Genomic DNA, 18,397 nt, shown 5'->3' on the forward strand with positions numbered 1-18,397 from the left:
TTGATGAAGTTTCGTTTAACCATTTACAATAAAATAGTTAGCCAAACAAATGCGGCCAGTAACAGGCTAACCAATACTGCTGCAGAGCCAATGTCCTTTGCTCGGCCTATGAGTAGATGAATATCTGTTGATACATGATCACAGAGCTTTTCAACAGCGGTATTGAGAAGCTCTGTTATTAATACAACGCATAGCGACATTATCATGAGTATACGTTCTACGTTGGTAACATCAGCATAGACTGCGAACGGAACAAGAATTAGCATCGCGAAAATTTCTTGTCTTACTGCTGCTTCACTTGCAAACGCTGCTCTTAAACCTTTTATCGAATAATAAGTAGCGTAAAGAACCCGTGATAGCCCCTTCCGTTTTACAATCATCGTTCAAACTCACAAAAATAGTTAAGCTATCGAACGTTCATTACAACTACATGACGGAAAGCATCTTTTGGGTTCAAACAACCTTCCCTTTCTATTTAGACCTTAACTGCAAGCACATCAGTTTTCACTCCGTGTAATACTGCGTTTGCTGTAGAGCCTAATAACAAGCGAAGTCCACTTTGCCCATGAGTGCCCACAACGATAAGGTCAGCATTTATTTTTTCTGCCATGTGATGTATTTCATCGGCGGGCGAACCGATTTCTACATTTACGTGGCTATACGGAATATCGTGCTTTGACGCAACGTCTTTTAACTGCCTTAATGCTTGTTCCCTTACTTCTTCTGAAAAATCTCGCTCTAAAAACAATCCATAGGGTTCCATATTTGTTTGGGGATAAGCAACATAAAGTAGATGAATTTTATGACTATTACCGGCTACAGCAATAGCCTTTTCAACAACCAACTCGTAGTCAGAGTAAACGTCGATCGGTACAAGAATAGTGTCGTAGCTTTGCATGGAGTTTCTCCTTGGTTTTTATGAGAAAGCACTAAAGTTCAGTTATACCTTCACAATAATTACCCCGATAGTAATCCTATGAATCTAGTTTAATATTGCGCTAGGTCAATATTTGTTCGGTTAGATAGGCCATACTAATTAGTATGGCAATTAAGGCATATTGAAATATTCACACGTTTACCGGAGAAGTTGATGATGAGAATTACAGCATTACTACTAGCTACACTTCTGCTTTTCGCTTGCGAACAAGGAGCAAATTCACCAAGAGGATTTAGCCTTCCCGAAGGTAATATCAAACAAGGCTATCAAGTTTTCAAAAAGTATCAGTGTCAAGATTGCCATCGAATAGCTGGAGAAGAAGAGCCGGAAAACGCTCAGTATCTATTGGCAAAACCAATACCGTTAGGCGGTAGCAGTGGTCGAATTAAGACGTATGGAGAACTTGTAACCAGTATTATTAATCCGTCTCATAAGCTCACACCTCGTCAACCAGCAAGCTTTACGAGCGAAGACGGGGTATCGTTGATGCGAGTAGTGAACGATGAACTCACGGTATCAGAATTAATAGATTTAGTTGCATATTTACAACCTAAATATAAAGTTACGCCCTACAGAACGAGTGATTACCGTCTCTATCAATTACGCATTCCTGACAAGACAGAATAAGTTGCAGTAAAAAGCCCCATCACTTCCGTTGGGGCTTTAGTTCATACGTTTATTATATATCGCTAATACAACTAGGAAACCGCCTTTGTTTCTTCTTCAATCTCGGCCAACAAACTGCAGGGCATGAAACTCTTAGCATTGGCTTCCTGTAGGTGGAGTTTAAATCGGTCAGGCACCTCGTCAGTTAGAAAACTACCCGCTTTAACGAGCGGAAAAATTTCATCGTAGCGCGCTACGTGGCATTGATTTACCCTTCTAAAGATGTGAGTTCGGTTTAACTCAGTCGTGCTCACATGCCCAGTAGAAGAAAGGATATCCATCAACGCAAGCACGGTTTTTTTGTGGAATCGATAAACCCTTTCATATTTATCTTCGACATTTAGCCCCTTGGCGAGCTTGGGATCTTGCGTCGCAACCCCGGTTGGGCACCTGTTTGTATTGCACGACAGTGATTGTACACAGCCTAGTGCCAGCATCATTCCTCTGGCGCTATTGCATATGTCAGCCCCTAGACTAAGATTTTTAGCCAACTGAAAAGCGGTAATAATCTTGCCCGAAGCAATAATTTTTATTTTGCCTCTTAGTCCAAAGCCCGTAAGACAGTCATCAACAAACGCCAGCGCCTCGCGAAGGGGAAATCCGATAGAATTTGAATACTCTAGAGGGGCCGCTCCAGTGCCTCCTTCACCACCATCGACGGTAATGAAATCGGGTGTAACCCCCTTCTCTACCATGGCTTTACACATAGCTATAAATTCACTTTTTCTTCCTAAGGCAAGCTTAATACCGATGGGTTTAAAGTTACTGAGTTCTCTTAACTGCGTGATAAAATCAATCATTTCCAATGGTGTTGAAAAAGCTTTGTGTCTGGGCGGTGAATCAACCTGCGTGCCGGGTTCAACGCCTCTTATCTCAGCAATCTCTGGGGTATTTTTATATGCTGGCAAGATACCACCATGTCCAGGCTTTGCACCTTGACTAAGCTTAATTTCAATCATTTTAACGCTTTCAAGATTGGCTTTTTCTTGAAATAAATCCGCATCAAAGCCGCCATCCTCAGTTCTACAACCGAAATAACCCGTCCCTATTTGCCAGACAATATCGCCGCCATTCTCTAAGTGATAAGGCGTTAAACCTCCCTCGCCCGTATTGTGATAAAACCCACCTTTAGCCGCGCCTTTATTGAGCGCGAGAATGGCGTTTTTTGATAAACTCCCGAAACTCATCGCGCTGATATTTAATACACTTGCTCGATAAGGTTTCTTACAATGCGGGCCCCCTACCGTAATTCGGGGGTCTTCGTCCATATCCTCTACTTCTCGTGCAGACAGCGAATGGCCAATCCATTCGTATCCATCTTTGTAAGTGTCTAACTGTGTACCGAAAGGTACGGTTTCTCTACTATTTTTTGCACGCTGATAAACAATAGAGCGAAACATTCTGGAAATTGGTGCTCCACCGGTATCTGTTTCAATGATGTATTGCTGTATATAAGGCCTAAGGCCTTCGACAGTCCATCGAACGCGGCCGATTAGTGGGAAGTTCTTGAGGATTGCATGCTTATTTTGAAACGCATCATATAGCCCAAATATTAATAAAGTAATGGAGAGCAAAAGGAACCACCAAACTGGTGCCCACAGTACTCCAATAATTACGTTAAAAGCCACAAGTAGTAAGAGTACCGTTAATATAGTAAATCGCATTCAAATTCCTTCTTTAATTCGGCATGCCTCAGCACATATTATGCTCACTGCAGTCATCAATACACTAAAACAAGCGAACCAGTTTTATATTTGCGTTAATTCACTGAAATATAGCGACAATCTATTACCATAGGACGAACTCAACATGGTTACGCGTATCCCTCAATTGTCGCTTTTTCTGTTTTTTTAGCTGCGAAAACAGATTATTACGTGCTAGTCTAAGGTCTGCATTTAAAGAAGAAACCTTAAGCTATTTAGCTGGTTTTACAAAACCTCAAGACATCGTTTGGTGCTAGATATTATAACCTTATCTTAGAATAACGGATTTTACGTTCAACATTTTGAAAGGTAATTCATGGAGTATGCATTTCTTCTCTTCGCATTTGTGTGCGGCTTAACAGTTAAACTCATTGGCATTCCTCCTCTTGTCGGCTATCTCGTTGCCGGTTTTTTACTTAATTTTGCAGGTTATACGTTAACCGAAGATTTAACCCAAATCGCTAATTTAGGCATTACGATTATGCTTTTCACTATTGGGTTAAAACTCAATATCAGGGATTTAAGCCGACGGGAGGTTTGGGCTGGAAGCGTAACCCACACACTTGTTTGGGTGGGCATTATTACGTGTTGTGTTTATCTCTTAGGCGCCGTTGCAGCAAAATTCGTCGATGGACTAAGCTGGAAGAGCGCGGCACTTATTGCCTTTGCGCTGAGTTTTAGTAGTACAGTATGCGTTGTCAAAGTTTTAGAGGAAAGCGGTGAAAGCAAAACTCGCCATGGTCGTTTGGCCATTGGTATTTTAGTAATGCAGGATGTGTTCGCAGTTGTCTTCCTTGTGGTAGCAACTGGCAAACTTCCTTCCATATGGGCGTTAGCCTTGCTAGCTTTGTTTCCAGCGATGCCCCTAATTAAAAAGATGCTAAATAAGTCTGGACACGGAGAGTTACTTCCGCTCACTGGATTTATTTTGGCGCTAGGTGGCTACCACGTATTTGAACTCGTTAATATAAAGGGTGATTTGGGTGCGCTAATTTTTGGCATAATGCTGGCTCAACACGAAAAAGCATCAGAACTTGCAAAGTCGCTGCTAAGCTTTAAAGACCTTTTATTAATTGGTTTTTTCTTAACCATCGGACTCACCGCGCTACCTGATCTCGGCATGATTACCCTTGCGTTTATTTTCTGTTTATTCATTCCTTTGAAAGCAGCGCTCTTTTTTGGCCTATTTACGTCGTTACGATTGCGCGGAAGAACAGCCTATTTAAGCAGTTTAGTACTATCTAACTACAGCGAGTTTGGGCTTATTGTGGGTGCTTTAGCAGTGTCATTAGGGCTAATCGCTAATACATGGTTGGTCGTAATTGCTCTTGCTGTTTCTATCTCGTTCGTTATTACCAGTGTGCTCTATCGAAATTCTCATTCTCAATACCACAGTAACAAACACGTGATAAAACGTTTTGAGAAGGAAGAACGTTTAAAAGAAGATGTTTATCCAACATTAAATAACGCAGAGTTTTTAGTTTTGGGCATGGGGCGAGTTGGGCGAGGAGCGTTTAATGCGTTGTCAAAACTAAGCGACGTTAATGTGTGGGGCATGGATGCTGACAGACAGAAAATAAAAGAAATGTCATCTGAAGGATATAATGTAATTTGTGGTGATGGCGAAGACGTAGACTTATGGGACAACCTAGATTTAAAGTCCGTTCAGTTAGTGCTGCTGGCACTGCCTTCTATACAAGACTCCATCAACATTACTCGTCAGCTCAAAAATGCTGGGTATACCGGAAAAGTAGCGGCCATTGCCCGCTATGAAGATGAAGTGTCACACCTGCTAGAGAACGGCGTTGATAAAGTGTTCAATTTCTTTACCGAAGCAGGGCTTGGTTTTGCTGAAGAGAGTTTAGCTTATGCCCAAACGCAACACTAATGCGGTTCTAAATGCGAACAATGGATGAATTGAGAAACGTTATCGTTTGTAAATATATGTTTTAAAAGGTTTTTTTGACAAAGAGCCAAAATGAGGCTACACTTCACGCAAATAGTTTAAAAGGGTTTTCACAATGCAAGGTGATAAACAAGTCGTTGCAAAATTGAACGAAGTACTAACAAGTGAACTTACTTCGATAAATCAATACTTTCTGCACGCTCGTATGTTCAAAAACTGGGGTTTTTCAGAACTCAACGAAAAGAACTATAAGAAATCCATTAAGGATATGAAGCAAGCCGACGATCTTATCGAACGTATTCTCTTTCTAGAAGGTCTGCCTAACCTACAAGCACTGGGCAAGCTTTATATCGGTGAAGACACCGCTGAAATGCTATCTTGCGACGCACGTTTTCAAAAAGAGCAGCTTCCTCTCCTTCGTGACGCTATCGCGCTGTGCGAGGAAAAACAAGATTATGTGTCTCGAGATCTTCTTGAAGAACTGCTTGAATACGAAGAAGAACATTTAGACTGGATTGAGACGCAAGAATACCAAATTGATGCGATGGGTATTGAAAACTATCTACAAGCGCAAGTAATGGGAGATGACTAATGAAAGGTAACAAAGCAATCATCGATGGCTTAAATGAACTACTCTCTTATGAGTTAGCCGCCATGGATCAGTACTTCATTCACTCTCAGATGTATCTTGATTGGGGCTTAAACAAGCTTTATGAGCGTATCGACCACGAATTTGACGATGAACGTGGGCACGCAACCAAGCTAATTGAGCGTATGCTGTTTTTAGAAGGTACGCCTGACATGACGAAGCGTACTGGCTTCAAAGTGGGCAAAGATGTACCTGAGATGCTTGAAAGCGATTTACGGGTTGAATATGAAGTAGACGCAAAGTTGCGCGAAGTAATTGCGCTTTGCGAAACCGAGAAAGACTATGTAACCCGCGACATGCTTATCGTGCTATTAGACGATACAGAAATGGACCATGCCCATTGGCTAGAGCAGCAATTGGGTCTTATTAAACGCTTAGGCTTACCAAACTACTTGCAATCACAAATGTAGGTAATGCGCTAGCATTAATAAAATATAACGGCTGCCACATCGGTGGCCGTTTTTATTACAATTCTATTCACTCATCATTACTGCGCACTATTGTTATGTTTCGTTAACTGTTGACGCGTTTAATGTGAATCGACTCACACTGTAACTGGTTTGCTAGCCATTTGTTATCTCTGCCAAATTCTTGCTCAATATCGGGTTCTCAAAAATGTGTCTGATAACCGTTAATATTGGGTAACAAAGTATAGGTAGTTTGGGCTTTCCTTATCTTTAATGTTGAGCCGCAGTTGCCATTTCATTACCGGTTCGCTGCACCCTCCCAGCATAAACCAACCAGACCACACGCCATTAGCGTTGTCATCTAGCAATACAGGTATCTTACCCATATACATGTTTACCCCTTCAATCCAGGCACTCTCGATTTCCTGATTTTCAGGAATTAAAATTTTCAACGTTACCGACTCTTCAGGTTCAGGCATGGTTGAGAATGTGGCAATGGCCAACTCGCCATCAATTAAGAATTCGCAAGTTTCGTTGACAAAATTGCAGCTGTTTCCTATTCCATTAATGAGGACGTTTTCGTTCAACGCTGATGATTGAAATTCATGCGCGAGATAAACACACACTGCTACTACGATGATGGCGACCAACGGCAGTTGAGAATGTAAATGTTTTGATCGTTTATTGTTATGATTATTTAGCATTTCTTAAATTTTGTATATTTCTTCATTGACGGAGATCAAGCTTAGGTAGTTTATGGTATCTTTTTGTAATTAAAAACCTTATCATCCGCGTACCAACTGGCTTGGAGACAATAATTATTACTCTTTCCGAGCTCGGTGTGAAGCGTTATTCCTTGCTGATACACGTCTCGACCGCACTATTCCGGCAGTTGGAGACCATAGTTCATTTGAAGTGGAAGATTCATTAAAATGAGTGAAATAAGCCAAGCACAACCTGACTACAATTATAAAGTAGTTAGGCAATTTACCATCATGACCATAGTCTGGGGTATTGTAGGTATGGGCCTAGGGGTATTTATTGCCGCGCAACTATTTGCACCTATGCTTAACTTCGATACACCATGGCTAACATTCTCACGTTTGCGCCCGTTGCACACTAATGCCGTTATATTTGCCTTCGGCGGCTGTGCGCTATTTGCAACGTCGTACTACATCGTTCAGCGTACCTGCCAGGTAAGACTGTTCAGTGACAAGCTTGCCGCGTTTACCTTCTGGGGTTGGCAGGCCGTTATCGTTTTAGCTGTTATTACTCTGCCTATGGGTTTAACTAGCTCAAAAGAATACGCTGAACTAGAATGGCCAATTGATATCCTATTGGCACTGGTTTGGGTCGCTTATATCATCAACTTCTTCGGAACCCTAGTAATCCGTAAAGTGTCGCACATTTATGTAGCGAACTGGTTCTTAGGTGCGTTCATGCTAACTGTTGCAATTCTTCATATTGGTAACAGCATGGCTATTCCGGTGTCTTTCACTAAATCGTATTCACTGTATGCAGGCGCCGTAGATGCGATGATGCAGTGGTGGTACGGCCATAACGCGGTAGGTTTCTTCCTGACTGCGGGCTTCCTTGGTATGATGTATTACTTCGTGCCTAAGCAAGCTGGTCGCCCGGTTTATTCATACAGACTTTCAATTGTTCACTTTTGGGCACTTATTTCTCTGTATATCTGGGCTGGTCCACACCACCTTCACTACACTGCCCTACCAGACTGGACTCAGTCACTAGGTATGGTGATGTCTATTATCTTATTCGTTCCATCTTGGGGTGGTATGATTAACGGTATCATGACGCTATCTGGCGCGTGGCATAAGCTTCGCACTGACCCAGTACTGCGTTTCCTAATTGTTTCATTGTCTTTCTACGGTATGTCTACCTTCGAAGGTCCAATGATGGCAATTAAAACCGTTAACGCTCTATCTCACTACACTGACTGGACAATTGGTCACGTACACTCTGGTGCACTAGGTTGGGTTGCAATGGTTTCAATTGGTTCAATTTACCACTTAATTCCAGTGCTATTCGGTCAGCGTGCAATGTATAGCACCAAGCTAGTTAACGTGCATTTCTGGTTCGCAACTATCGGTGTTGTTCTATACATCGTAGCAATGTGGATGTCTGGTGTACTTCAGGGTCTAATGTGGCGTGCAGTAAACGCTGACGGTACGTTAACCTATAGCTTTGTTGAGTCATTAGAAGCGTCTAAGCCGTTCTATGTGGTTCGTTTCATTGGTGGTTGTTTCGTGGTAGCGGGTATGCTTGTTATGGCATACAACACATGGAAAACCGTTCGTGCACCTAAAGGCAGTATCGCTGCAGATCCAGCGACTCAGCCAGCGTAGTAAAGGAGACGAATAATGAAAAACGCACATGAGTTAATTGAAAAGAATGTCGGTCTGTTAACGGTATTAATTCTTATCGCTATCAGCTTTGGTGCCATGGTGCAAATTACGCCGTTGATGTTTCAACAGCAAACCATGGAACCGGTAACAGGCTTACGTCCATATACCGCGCTTGAGCTTGAAGGCCGTGACATTTACATCCGTGAAGGTTGTGTAGGTTGTCACAGCCAGATGATTCGTCCATTCCGCGCAGAAACCGAACGTTATGGTCACTACAGCGTTGCTGGTGAGTCAGTATGGGAACACCCTTTCCTTTGGGGTTCTAAGCGTACTGGACCTGACTTAGCACGCGTTGGTGGTCGTTACAGCGATGAATGGCACCGAGTTCACCTGCTTAATCCTCGTAACGTAGTACCAGAGTCGAATATGCCAGGGTTTCCTTGGCTTGCGGAAAACACGCTAAATGGCGAGTTAACAGCTGAAAAAATGGAAGTATTCCGTGGCTTTGGCGTTCCGTATACCGACGAAGATATCGCGGGTGCGAAAGCGGCAGTACAGGGTAAAACGGAAATGCAGGCCCTTATTGCTTACCTTCAGTCTCTTGGCACACATTTGAAATAATATGGATCAAGGAATTGTAGGCAGCATTTTTACTGTCATCGTCTTTGTAAGCTTCATCGGTGTTGTGTGGTGGGCGTTTAGCGGCCGCAACAAGAAGAAATTCGATGAAGCTGCAAACTTACCGTTTGCAGACGAAGAAAAAGAAAAATCAAAAGAAGATTAGCAGGAGTCTCGAACTCATGAGTATGTTTTGGACAATTTGGATTTCAGTGATAACCCTAGGGTTGATCATTGGTTGCTACTTCCTTCTGCGCTGGTGCCTGTCTAACAAGACCGGCGTAGCTGAAGGCGAGTCAATGGGGCACGAATTTGATGGTATTGAGGAGTTGAATAATCAACTTCCTCGCTGGTGGACAATTATGTTCTACATGACCATCGTTTGGGGCTTTTTATATCTAGCGCTTTATCCTGGCCTAGGTGCATATGAAGGTATTTTGGGTTGGAAGAGTTCAAACCAGAATATCCAATCGCTAGAAGAGTCTGTTCAAGCGCGTATCGACGCAAAAGAGCAAGGCTACTTGGTTGAGTATGACCGTGAATTGGATTTTGCTGCTGAGAAGTTCGATCCGATCTTTGAAGCGTATGCGAAAGTTCCAGTTGAAGAGCTGGCAAAAGACCCAGAGGCAAATAAAGTAGGTCAGCGTTTATTCCTACAAAATTGCTCTCAGTGTCACGGTTCTGATGCACGTGGTCAAAATGGCGGCTTCCCTAACCTAACCGATAACGATTGGTTATACGGCGGTTCAGGTGCGAAAATCGTTGAAACCCTTACGCTTGGTCGTAAAGCAGCAATGCCAGCATGGCTTGATGCGATGGGTGAAGACGGTATCGAAGAAGTGGTTAACTACGTACTTAGCCTAAGCGGTCGCGATGTGGACCCTCAGCTTGCAGAAGCGGGTAAAGCGCGTTTCGCAGCATGTGCGGCATGTCATGGTATGGATGGTAAAGGTAACCAAATGCTTGGGGCACCAAACCTTACCGATAATATCTGGCTTTACGGCGGCAGCCACAGAGCAGTTACAGAAACGCTTACTTATGGTCGTAACGGTGTAATGCCTTCATTCAAGAAAACCTTGGGTGAAGACAAAATTCACGTTGTTGCAGCGTACGTTTACAGCCTTTCAAATGATTAATGATTTAAATCATTAAATATCTTAGAAAGCCTCGTTACTACGAGGCTTTTTTTATGAGAAAATACAGCGATATACAAAGTGCTGTAGCGAGTGAAATTCAGACACTTTTATCTAATATTACTGACACTCTATTTATGGGTATTGCTAACAGTGAAGCGTTTTAGGCAGTATTTATAAATATGTTGTTAGCGAATTAATCAAGAGTAAAAATTCTAATGAATAGACCCTGGTATAAAGAGTTCTGGCCTTGGTTCTTAATTGCCGTTCCAGTTATTACCCTGATCATGGGCGGTGTGTTGCTCAATCTTGCAATATCTACAGAAGATAGTCTGGTAATCGACGACTATTACAAAGAAGGTAAAGCAATCAACGCCAGCCTAGACAAAGAAGCCGTTGCAAAGCGTTTAAACATAACGACGGACTTGACTATTACAGATGGCAGCATTGCCCTTGAATTTCACTCAGGTATTCCACAAGACGGAAACGCCGTTAAACTCAGTTTTTATCACGTGACGCTTGAAGATCGTGACGTAAGCGTATTGCTAAGTCGTGATGCCAACGGAATTTATCGCGGTTTTGTAGAAGAAAGTTTAGATGGTAAATGGCGTGTATCGCTAACACCAATTGACGAAAGCTGGAAAATTCAAAACACGATCTACCTTCCCCATGAGGGAAAAATAAAATTTAACCCGTAATGGCAGAGCACGATTGTTACCATTGTGGCTTGCCCATAGCAAACCACGACGAGGATAAGTTTAAAACGGTTATTTTAGGTCAGCAGCGCGACATGTGTTGCCCGGGCTGTTTGGCAGTGGCCGAAGCTATCGTATCGAATGGCCTTGAAGACTATTACCAGTTCAGAACTGAACCTGCTCAAAAGTCTGACGACGGCATTTTAGAAACCCTCGATAAACTTAAGGTGTATGACGACCCCTCCCTGCAGGAGGAATTTGTTTTCGATGAAGGTCAAGATAAGCAGATACAGCTGACCCTTGAAGGTATAACTTGTGCGGCCTGTGGTTGGTTAATTGAAAAACAACTTTCTAAAGTAGAAGGCATAAAGCAAGTTGCGGTCAACGTTCAAGAGCGTCGCGCGCTAGTTACTTGGTCGCCACTGCAAATCAAGCTTAGCCAAATTCTTTCTACGCTGAAAAGAATAGGCTATGTAGGCTCGCCGTTTCATCCTGATGAACACGAGGCCAGCTATAAACGTGAGCAAAAAACCTTTCTGAAAAAGCTAGGGCTAGCGGGCATTATGACCATGCAGGTCATGATGTTAATGACAGGTCTCTACTTTGACTGGTTTGGTGCCATTGAGTTAGAAACCAGACAATATTTTTACTGGGTTGCGCTGACGCTAACAACCCCTGTTGTACTGTATTCTGGCAGCACTTTTTATATTGGAGCTGCCAAAGCGTTAAGCGCAAAAACGGTTAATATGGACGTTCCGGTCACGCTCGCCATTTTCGGTACTTACATTGCCGGAATACGCTCTACGGTTCTTGAACAAGGCGAAGTGTATTTTGAGTCTATCTGTATGTTCATTTTCCTGCTGTTACTCAGCCGGTTTTTGGAACATCGTAGTCGGCATCGCGCTGCGCAGATCTCCGCTAATATGATGCAATATGTCCCGGTTTCAGCCACGAAGTTAATGTCAGATGGCAGCGTTACCGAATGCTTAGCAAAACAACTACGAATAAACGACGTAGTACTGGTTAAACCCGGAGAGACAATTCCTATCGATGGCGTAGTAACCGAAGGTCATGCATCGGTTGACGAATCTATGCTTACCGGCGAGTTTAACCCCGTACGCAAAGAGAACAATAGCGTTGTCTACGGCGGTACGGTGTGTCAAGACGGCAGCCTCACCATCATCGTAACCCAAACCCTCAAAAACGCATTGGTAAACCAAATCGTCAGGCTCCAAGCAAGTGCAATGGCTAGCAAGCCAAAAGCTGCGCAAATAGCGGATAATTTTTCTCGATACTTTGTTACGGCCGTGCTGATGATCTCAGCGTTAACCTATGGATTTTGGTCGTACCAAGGTAGCGACGATGCCTTTTGGATAACCATATCAGTGCTCGTTGCAACCTGCCCTTGTGCACTAGGTTTAGCCACACCATCAGCACTCACCTGTGCTATGGCAAAACTTAACAAGCAGGGTATTTTGCTTAAACGCGCCGATGCCTTAGAGCAAATTACGGGCATTGATACCATTGCACTAGATAAAACAGGCACACTTACGCAAGGCAAATTCACCATTTCAAATGCTTGGTATGCTGACGGCGTAGATAGTGACACTGCTCTCTCTATCGCACGCGCCCTCGAGTCGCGCTCTGAGCATCCCATAGCGAAAGCGTTCACAGAGAATAATACTCTTGACGATGATAACGCATCCGATCACACAGTCTATAAAGTAGTCAATTTTACTGTAGCGCCCGGGGGCGGAATAAGTGGTGAAATCAATGACACCTTGTTTTCAATGGGCTCTGCTGCGTTTTGCGTTCACGAGTCACAGCAAGAATTCATTGAAGACTACCCTTCAGCTAACGTCTATCTCACTGTTAAAGGCCGTATTATGGCAGCGTTTGAAGTGCGAGATACGCTTCGTGCAGATACACAAGAAACCCTCGATATATTGGCAAAAAGCCATACGCTTATAGTTTTAAGTGGTGATACACAACAAAATGTGGACTCACTAACTGCGTCATTGCCAATCGAAACAGCCAAAGGTGGGCTTACACCAGAACTTAAATACGAAGCTGTTCAAGCTATGCAGCAAGCGGGGGCAAAAGTAATGATGATGGGGGACGGTATTAACGACGCACCTGTTCTTGCCAGTGCAGACGTGGCAATAGCGGTTGGCAATGCTACCGATGTTGCTAAGACAGCAGCAGATGTTATTTTGCTTGGCGACCAACTTTTATCTGTTCCAACGCTTATAAGCACTTCTCATCAAGTGAAGAAGAAAATAAGACAGAACATAGGCTGGTCTGTAGGATACAACGTTTTGATTCTGCCCTTCGCCGTGTCTGGGCTACTTTCGCCGTGGATGGCTGTTGTAGGTATGTCGTTAAGCAGTATTATTGTCGTTACAAACTCAACGCGACTTTTGAGCAAATAGCATGAGCATTATTTACGTATTAATTCCAATCGCCATCATTATTGTTGCTGTCGCAATTGTAATTTTCTTTTGGGCGGTAAAGACCAATCAGTTTGAGGATTTAGACCGACAAGGCTACAGCATTCTTTTCGATGATGATTTGTCACCTGAAGAAAAAAAATTAGCAGAACAGCGCAAGCAGCTACAAGAGAGCAAGGCAATGAAGAACAAAGAAGATAATGGACGGGATTAACTACTTCTCTGCTTTTCTTATCGGCTTGGCGGGCGGTGTTCATTGTGTGGGAATGTGTGGAGGGATCGTTGCGGCGCTCAGAATGGTCTCGCCAAAAGGCGCATCCGCTGCACCCTATACACTCGCTTACAACATGGGCCGGATTGCCAGCTATACGATTGCCGGTGCAATCACTGGCGCATTAGGAAAAATTGCGTCAGATTTCGTTCCGCTTGCCAGCTATGTCCTATCTCTTTTTAGCGGTGTTATGTTACTTTTACTCGCTTGTTATTTAGGGAAATGGTGGACAGGTCTAACCCTTTTAGAAAGCGCAGGTAAAGGTCTATTTTCCAAACTTCAGCCTCTCTCTAAGCGGTTTTTACCGTTCAAAACCCCATTTAGCGCAATACCTTATGGCTTTATTTGGGGTTGGTTACCCTGCGGGCTTGTGTATTCAACCCTAACCTGGTCATTGGCCGCAGGCAACGCGTTACAAGGCGCGGGTATTATGTTTTTCTTTGGGTTGGGAACCTTACCCACCCTGCTTGCCGCCAGCGCAGGTAGTCAATATCTAGTGAGTACTTTTCAGCAAAGCGGCGTAAGGCAACTTATCGCAAGTATAATGGCTATCTATGCTATTTATCTTATTCAGGGCGCAATCCTATAAAAAAATAGGTATTATTGTCGTGTATAAATTATAAAGAGCAGGTTTTATGAGCAAAGGAAGCCAATTTTCAATTCACTGTCAGAACTGCAGTTTCAGCCATCTCTGTCTACCCGTTGCATTAAACAAGACAGAAATTGAGTCTTTAGACGACATAATTGAGCGTAAAAAACCACTGCATAAAGGCGATACGCTTATTAAGACTGGTGATACATTTCGTTCGCTCTTTGCCGTAAGAACCGGTTCTTTCAAGTCGTTCGTTACCAACTCTGAAGGTGAGGAGCAAATTACAGGTTTTCATTTTCCCGGCGACATTATCGGCTTCGATGCGCTACGCGAAAATAAGCACCAGAGCTACACTTCTGCATTAGAAACAGCGATGGTCTGTGAACTTCCCTATGAAACGTTAGATGAAATGTCGGTTCAGTTTCCGAAACTGCGACATCAGATAATGAGCTTCATGAGTGCAGAGATAAAGCAGGATCACGACATGATCATGCTTCTCAATAAACGAACAGCAGAAGAACGCTTACTCTACTTTATCTCTCACCTATCGCAACGATTTGAGGAGCGAGGCTTTTCTCATCGTGAGTTTCATTTAACGATGACACGAAATGAGATTGGCAATTATCTGGGTTTAACGATAGAAACCATAAGCCGCCTGTTAAGTCGTTTCCAAAAAGAAAGCATTATAAAGGTAGATGGTAAACTCATTACCATTCTAGATTTTGCATTGTTAGAGAATAAGCTGTCTGCCCTTAACGGCCCAAGTGTTGTATGTAGCGGCTAAGTTGTCTCTTCGTTCAAATTGTTTAAGAACGCGCGCTATGCGCGTTTTTTATTACCTTTATTTTTTATTGTCCCAAGCACCCATAAATCGCCACACTAAAAATGGCAGAGCGAGTTGTAAAATTCTTGACCCAAAACAACACGTTTTTTCAAATGTCGTTTATAGTTAGTGAAGGTGAACTAGAAAAATAGCGTTATTTATCGTCACATCAAGCTGTGTGCTTACTGGGGGTGTTATGATTGAATATAAACGAATTCTTGCCGTGGTAGATGCTGAACGGGACAACCAACCTGCTTTAAGTCGTGCTTATGAACTCGCGTCAAAAACAGGTGCGACAGTGACCGCAATGATGGTGGTCTACGATCTATCTTATGATATGACCACCATGCTAAGCCCAGATGAGCGCGAAGCCATGCGCGATGCAGTAACCAAAGAGCAAGGCAAGTGGCTTTGTGAACAACTTAAGAAACAAGGCTTTGCCGATACCGATATTGTAGTTGAGTGGAACAACCGTGCCTTTGAGTCAATTATTTACTACACGCTTAACAACCAAATTGATCTAGTGGTAAAAGCGACAAAGAACCACGATGATTTGGCCTCTGTCATTTTCACACCAACAGACTGGCATTTAATGCGTAAGTGCCCTCGCCCAGTGTTATTTGTTAAAGAGCATGATTGGCCAGAAGGTGGTGAGATCATCGCAGCCGTAAATGTAGGAAGTGAAGACGACGAGCATGCTGCGCTTAATGACAAGCTTACAATTATTGCAAACGATTATGCGGCCTTATTGAAAGGAAATGTGAATTTAGTCAACAGCTATCCTTCTACCCCACTAAACATTGCGATAGAAGTTCCGGAGTTCGACCCCGATACCTATCATGATGCGGTTAAAAATCACCATCAATCCGAAATGCGTCGCCATGCCCAAAAATATGGCATCTCGGAAGAGAGATGCATTGTACAAGAAGGTTTGCCTGAAAAAGTTATTCCCCACGTCGCCAAAACCATCGACGCTGAACTTGTTATCATAGGCACTGTAGGCCGCGTAGGTATTTCAGCCGCGCTTATCGGAAATACAGCAGAGCATGTGATCGACGAACTTAACTGTGACGTTTTGGCTATTAAGCCAGATGGCTTTGTTCCACCGCTAAAGGTACAAAATTAACGACACAACCATGGTTTAAAAAAGGCGCTTTATTGTATAATGCTTGCTTTATCACAAACCAAGCTAGTGAATTATGAGTTTAGGCACAAGCAGCGTTGAGGCATCTGCATTGAACGCTGCACAAAGTAAGCAGAAGTACAACTTCAACAAACTTCAAAAACGTCTTCGTCGCAACGTGGGTAAAGCCATTGCCGACTTTGGCATGATTGAGAATAATGACAAGGTGATGGTGTGTCTATCTGGTGGCAAAGACAGCTACACCATGCTCGATATTTTGATGTTTTTAAAGAAGATTGCGCCTATTCACTTCGATATCGTTGCGGTAAATCTTGACCAAAAACAGCCCGGTTTTCCAGAGCACATTTTGCCGGCTTATCTGGACGAAATTGGTGTTGAGTATAAAATCGTTGAAGAAGACACTTACTCAATTGTAAAAGATAAAATTCCCGAGGGAAAAACAACCTGTTCGCTGTGCTCACGGTTACGTCGGGGCATTTTATATAGAACGGCTAAAGAACTTGGCGCAACTAAAATTGCGCTAGGTCACCACCGTGATGACATGCTAGAAACCTTTTTCCTCAACATGTTTCATGGTGGCAAACTTAAATCTATGCCCCCTAAATTGGTCAGCGATAACGGCGAGCACATCGTTATTCGCCCTTTAGCATACTGCACTGAAAAAGATATTGAAAAATATTCTCAGGCAGCAGCGTTTCCTATTATTCCTTGTAACCTTTGCGGCTCTCAAGAAAACCTGCAGCGTCAAAACATTAAAGCAATGCTTCAAGACTGGAATCGCAGGTTTCCTGGTCGTATCGAATCGATGTTTAGGGCACTTCAAAATGTGGCCCCCTCTCATTTAATAGACAGCAATCTTCACGACTTTAAATCTATTACAACCCAAGACGGACCCGTTGAAGATGGCGACATAGGCTTTGATCAACCTTCTTTTTCCACTGAAAATACATCCTCGTTAAGTGATGATGAGCACACTATTGAAGTGGTAAATATTATGGAACCCAGATAAATGAAAATTGGACTTGCGTTAGGTGCCGGTGCTGCCAGGGGGTGGACGCACATAGGTATTATTCAAGCTTTAGAAAAGTTAGGCGTTAAAATTGACGTGGTAGCAGGATGCTCTATAGGTGCGTATGTTGGCGCCGCCTACGCAAGTGGTAAGCTGGAAGGGCTTAAAGAATGGGCATGCTCTCTTAGCGATTGGCAAGTACTTGCCTTGATGGGTGTTGGCCTAAGACGCGGCGGTATTGCAAGCGGTCAAAAGGTGTTTGATAAGCTAGCAAATGAGTTTTGTGAATCTTCATACGAGGCAATGCAAAAGCCGTTTGCTACAGTCGCTACCGATCTTTATACCGGCCGTGAAGTGATATTTAATTCTGGTCCTATCGGCAATACCATTCAGGCATCTTGTGCAATACCTGCGCTTTTTTCGCCCGTGCCCCACGGCGACCGTTGGTTAGTTGATGGTGCTGTTGTTAACCCGGTACCTGTTAACCTATGTCGACAGTTAGGCGCAGACTTTGTGATTGCTGTTAATCTAAATGCCGATTTTCGCCCTATTCGTCTTGAAAAGTTGAGACAAGATCACGAAGAGAATGAACGTAAAACCGAGGACTTCTTTACAAAGAGTCAAAATGTTTTGCGTCAGTGGTTTTCTCCAGACAACAAAGATGAAAAATCACCTGAAACCAACAATAATAAACTGGATTTAAACGCAACTGATAACGTGGAAAGAGAAGACGGTGTTGCGTCTGAAGTCATTGAAAAAGTTGAGGAGGAATTCACTGAAGTACCAGCAAAGGTAAATAAACGAAATCCTCCAGGTATTATGAGCGTGATGAGCAGTTCTCTTGAAATACTCCAGGCCCGCGTCACTCGCTCTCGATTGGCAGGCGATCCGCCTGACATCCTCATTGAACCGCAGCTCACTGACGTTGGCATCATGGAATTTCACAGGGCCGAAGAGCTATGCGCGAAAGGCGAAGAGACTATCGCGCGTTTAGCCGAGCAAATTAGGTATCAATTATTGACGTAGAT

20 protein-coding genes are annotated in these 18,397 nt (G+C 43.3%); 16 read left to right on the forward strand and 4 right to left on the reverse strand.

Annotated features, from left to right (window positions below):
• Positions 1-23: 23 nt before the first annotated feature.
• Complete coding sequence (locus tag C6Y39_RS11325) at positions 24-380, reverse strand: diacylglycerol kinase (protein WP_105931342.1); 357 nt, start codon at positions 378-380, stop codon at positions 24-26.
• 95 nt (positions 381-475) lie between these two features.
• Positions 476-898: a universal stress protein gene (locus C6Y39_RS11330; protein ID WP_105931343.1), complete on the reverse strand. Its 423-nt coding sequence runs from the start codon at positions 896-898 to the stop codon at positions 476-478.
• Between the two features lie 192 nt (positions 899-1,090).
• On the opposite strand from C6Y39_RS11330, the gene C6Y39_RS11335 reads away from it, so the two are divergent.
• The gene (locus C6Y39_RS11335; RefSeq protein WP_420808460.1) at positions 1,091-1,564 is read left to right on the forward strand and encodes a c-type cytochrome; all 474 of its coding nucleotides are present in this window, start codon (positions 1,091-1,093) and stop codon (positions 1,562-1,564) included.
• 71 nt (positions 1,565-1,635) lie between these two features.
• On the opposite strand, the gene C6Y39_RS11340 is transcribed toward C6Y39_RS11335, so the two are convergent.
• Entirely contained in the window at positions 1,636-3,267 is a 1,632-nt protein-coding gene (locus C6Y39_RS11340) for an FMN-binding glutamate synthase family protein (protein ID WP_105931344.1), read from the reverse strand.
• A 355-nt stretch (positions 3,268-3,622) separates the two neighbouring features.
• Between C6Y39_RS11340 and C6Y39_RS11345 the strand changes: the two genes are divergently transcribed.
• From C6Y39_RS11345 to bfr (C6Y39_RS11355), 3 genes are all read left to right on the forward strand, one after another.
• Positions 3,623-5,194, forward strand: a complete 1,572-nt coding sequence (locus C6Y39_RS11345; RefSeq protein WP_105931345.1) for a cation:proton antiporter family protein — start codon at positions 3,623-3,625, stop codon at positions 5,192-5,194.
• A 133-nt stretch (positions 5,195-5,327) separates the two neighbouring features.
• Positions 5,328-5,804: a bacterioferritin gene (gene bfr, locus C6Y39_RS11350; protein ID WP_105931346.1), complete on the forward strand. Its 477-nt coding sequence runs from the start codon at positions 5,328-5,330 to the stop codon at positions 5,802-5,804.
• Positions 5,804-6,271, forward strand: a complete 468-nt coding sequence (gene bfr / locus C6Y39_RS11355; protein ID WP_105931347.1) for a bacterioferritin — start codon at positions 5,804-5,806, stop codon at positions 6,269-6,271. Before bfr (C6Y39_RS11350) ends, bfr (C6Y39_RS11355) begins: the two co-directional genes overlap by 1 nt.
• A gap of 221 nt (positions 6,272-6,492) precedes the next feature.
• On the opposite strand, the gene C6Y39_RS11360 is transcribed toward bfr (C6Y39_RS11355), so the two are convergent.
• Positions 6,493-6,972 carry a hypothetical protein gene (locus C6Y39_RS11360; RefSeq protein WP_105931348.1) on the reverse strand — a complete coding sequence of 160 codons (480 nt, stop codon included), beginning with the start codon at positions 6,970-6,972 and terminating at the stop codon, positions 6,493-6,495.
• Between the two features lie 228 nt (positions 6,973-7,200).
• On the opposite strand from C6Y39_RS11360, the gene ccoN reads away from it, so the two are divergent.
• The 12 genes from ccoN (at position 7,201) to C6Y39_RS11420 (ending at position 18,395) form a co-directional block, all read left to right on the forward strand.
• Positions 7,201-8,634: a cytochrome-c oxidase, cbb3-type subunit I gene (gene ccoN / locus C6Y39_RS11365; protein ID WP_105931349.1), complete on the forward strand. Its 1,434-nt coding sequence runs from the start codon at positions 7,201-7,203 to the stop codon at positions 8,632-8,634.
• 15 nt (positions 8,635-8,649) lie between these two features.
• The gene (ccoO, locus tag C6Y39_RS11370; RefSeq protein WP_014949590.1) at positions 8,650-9,255 is read left to right on the forward strand and encodes a cytochrome-c oxidase, cbb3-type subunit II; all 606 of its coding nucleotides are present in this window, start codon (positions 8,650-8,652) and stop codon (positions 9,253-9,255) included.
• Between the two features lies 1 nt (position 9,256).
• Positions 9,257-9,418: a cbb3-type cytochrome oxidase subunit 3 gene (locus C6Y39_RS11375; protein WP_012518547.1), complete on the forward strand. Its 162-nt coding sequence runs from the start codon at positions 9,257-9,259 to the stop codon at positions 9,416-9,418.
• A 16-nt stretch (positions 9,419-9,434) separates the two neighbouring features.
• Entirely contained in the window at positions 9,435-10,388 is a 954-nt protein-coding gene (ccoP, locus tag C6Y39_RS11380; protein WP_105931350.1) for a cytochrome-c oxidase, cbb3-type subunit III, read from the forward strand.
• A 215-nt stretch (positions 10,389-10,603) separates the two neighbouring features.
• Positions 10,604-11,083, forward strand: a complete 480-nt coding sequence (locus C6Y39_RS11385) for a FixH family protein (RefSeq protein ID WP_105931351.1) — start codon at positions 10,604-10,606, stop codon at positions 11,081-11,083.
• On the forward strand, positions 11,083-13,512 hold the full coding sequence (locus tag C6Y39_RS11390; protein ID WP_105931352.1) for a heavy metal translocating P-type ATPase: 2,430 nt from the start codon (positions 11,083-11,085) through the stop codon (positions 13,510-13,512). The genes C6Y39_RS11385 and C6Y39_RS11390 overlap by 1 nt, the downstream gene beginning before the upstream one ends.
• Before the next feature lies 1 nt (position 13,513).
• A complete protein-coding gene (ccoS, locus tag C6Y39_RS11395) occupies positions 13,514-13,744 on the forward strand; it encodes a cbb3-type cytochrome oxidase assembly protein CcoS (protein WP_105931353.1) in 231 nt (76 codons plus the stop codon).
• The gene (locus C6Y39_RS11400; RefSeq protein WP_105931354.1) at positions 13,731-14,390 is read left to right on the forward strand and encodes a sulfite exporter TauE/SafE family protein; all 660 of its coding nucleotides are present in this window, start codon (positions 13,731-13,733) and stop codon (positions 14,388-14,390) included. Before ccoS ends, C6Y39_RS11400 begins: the two co-directional genes overlap by 14 nt.
• Positions 14,391-14,436: 46 nt before the next feature.
• Positions 14,437-15,177 carry a fumarate/nitrate reduction transcriptional regulator Fnr gene (fnr, locus tag C6Y39_RS11405; protein ID WP_105931355.1) on the forward strand — a complete coding sequence of 247 codons (741 nt, stop codon included), beginning with the start codon at positions 14,437-14,439 and terminating at the stop codon, positions 15,175-15,177.
• Between the two features lie 235 nt (positions 15,178-15,412).
• Positions 15,413-16,342, forward strand: a complete 930-nt coding sequence (gene uspE / locus C6Y39_RS11410) for a universal stress protein UspE (RefSeq protein ID WP_105931356.1) — start codon at positions 15,413-15,415, stop codon at positions 16,340-16,342.
• Between the two features lie 73 nt (positions 16,343-16,415).
• The gene (gene ttcA / locus C6Y39_RS11415) at positions 16,416-17,369 is read left to right on the forward strand and encodes a tRNA 2-thiocytidine(32) synthetase TtcA (RefSeq protein WP_105931357.1); all 954 of its coding nucleotides are present in this window, start codon (positions 16,416-16,418) and stop codon (positions 17,367-17,369) included.
• A complete protein-coding gene (locus C6Y39_RS11420; protein ID WP_105931358.1) occupies positions 17,370-18,395 on the forward strand; it encodes a patatin-like phospholipase family protein in 1,026 nt (341 codons plus the stop codon). It begins immediately after the preceding gene.
• Positions 18,396-18,397: the final 2 nt, after the last annotated feature.

Origin of the sequence: Alteromonas gracilis (assembly GCF_002993325.1) — a bacterium.
Taxonomy (GTDB): domain Bacteria; phylum Pseudomonadota; class Gammaproteobacteria; order Enterobacterales; family Alteromonadaceae; genus Alteromonas; species Alteromonas gracilis.

Coding starts and splice junctions, on each gene's coding strand:
- bfr (WP_105931347.1), top strand. CDS start 5,804: ATGAAAGGTAACAAAGCAATCATCGATGGCTTAAATGAACTACTCTCT.
- ccoO (WP_014949590.1), top strand. CDS start 8,650: ATGAAAAACGCACATGAGTTAATTGAAAAGAATGTCGGTCTGTTAACG.
- C6Y39_RS11360 (WP_105931348.1), bottom strand. CDS start 6,972: ATGCTAAATAATCATAACAATAAACGATCAAAACATTTACATTCTCAA.
- uspE (WP_105931356.1), top strand. CDS start 15,413: ATGATTGAATATAAACGAATTCTTGCCGTGGTAGATGCTGAACGGGAC.
- C6Y39_RS11325 (WP_105931342.1), bottom strand. CDS start 380: ATGATTGTAAAACGGAAGGGGCTATCACGGGTTCTTTACGCTACTTAT.
- C6Y39_RS11335 (WP_420808460.1), top strand. CDS start 1,091: ATGATGAGAATTACAGCATTACTACTAGCTACACTTCTGCTTTTCGCT.
- bfr (WP_105931346.1), top strand. CDS start 5,328: ATGCAAGGTGATAAACAAGTCGTTGCAAAATTGAACGAAGTACTAACA.
- C6Y39_RS11375 (WP_012518547.1), top strand. CDS start 9,257: ATGGATCAAGGAATTGTAGGCAGCATTTTTACTGTCATCGTCTTTGTA.
- C6Y39_RS11400 (WP_105931354.1), top strand. CDS start 13,731: ATGGACGGGATTAACTACTTCTCTGCTTTTCTTATCGGCTTGGCGGGC.
- ccoS (WP_105931353.1), top strand. CDS start 13,514: ATGAGCATTATTTACGTATTAATTCCAATCGCCATCATTATTGTTGCT.
- C6Y39_RS11420 (WP_105931358.1), top strand. CDS start 17,370: ATGAAAATTGGACTTGCGTTAGGTGCCGGTGCTGCCAGGGGGTGGACG.
- C6Y39_RS11330 (WP_105931343.1), bottom strand. CDS start 898: ATGCAAAGCTACGACACTATTCTTGTACCGATCGACGTTTACTCTGAC.
- C6Y39_RS11345 (WP_105931345.1), top strand. CDS start 3,623: ATGGAGTATGCATTTCTTCTCTTCGCATTTGTGTGCGGCTTAACAGTT.
- C6Y39_RS11385 (WP_105931351.1), top strand. CDS start 10,604: ATGAATAGACCCTGGTATAAAGAGTTCTGGCCTTGGTTCTTAATTGCC.
- C6Y39_RS11340 (WP_105931344.1), bottom strand. CDS start 3,267: ATGCGATTTACTATATTAACGGTACTCTTACTACTTGTGGCTTTTAAC.
- ccoP (WP_105931350.1), top strand. CDS start 9,435: ATGAGTATGTTTTGGACAATTTGGATTTCAGTGATAACCCTAGGGTTG.
- fnr (WP_105931355.1), top strand. CDS start 14,437: ATGAGCAAAGGAAGCCAATTTTCAATTCACTGTCAGAACTGCAGTTTC.
- ttcA (WP_105931357.1), top strand. CDS start 16,416: ATGAGTTTAGGCACAAGCAGCGTTGAGGCATCTGCATTGAACGCTGCA.
- C6Y39_RS11390 (WP_105931352.1), top strand. CDS start 11,083: ATGGCAGAGCACGATTGTTACCATTGTGGCTTGCCCATAGCAAACCAC.
- ccoN (WP_105931349.1), top strand. CDS start 7,201: ATGAGTGAAATAAGCCAAGCACAACCTGACTACAATTATAAAGTAGTT.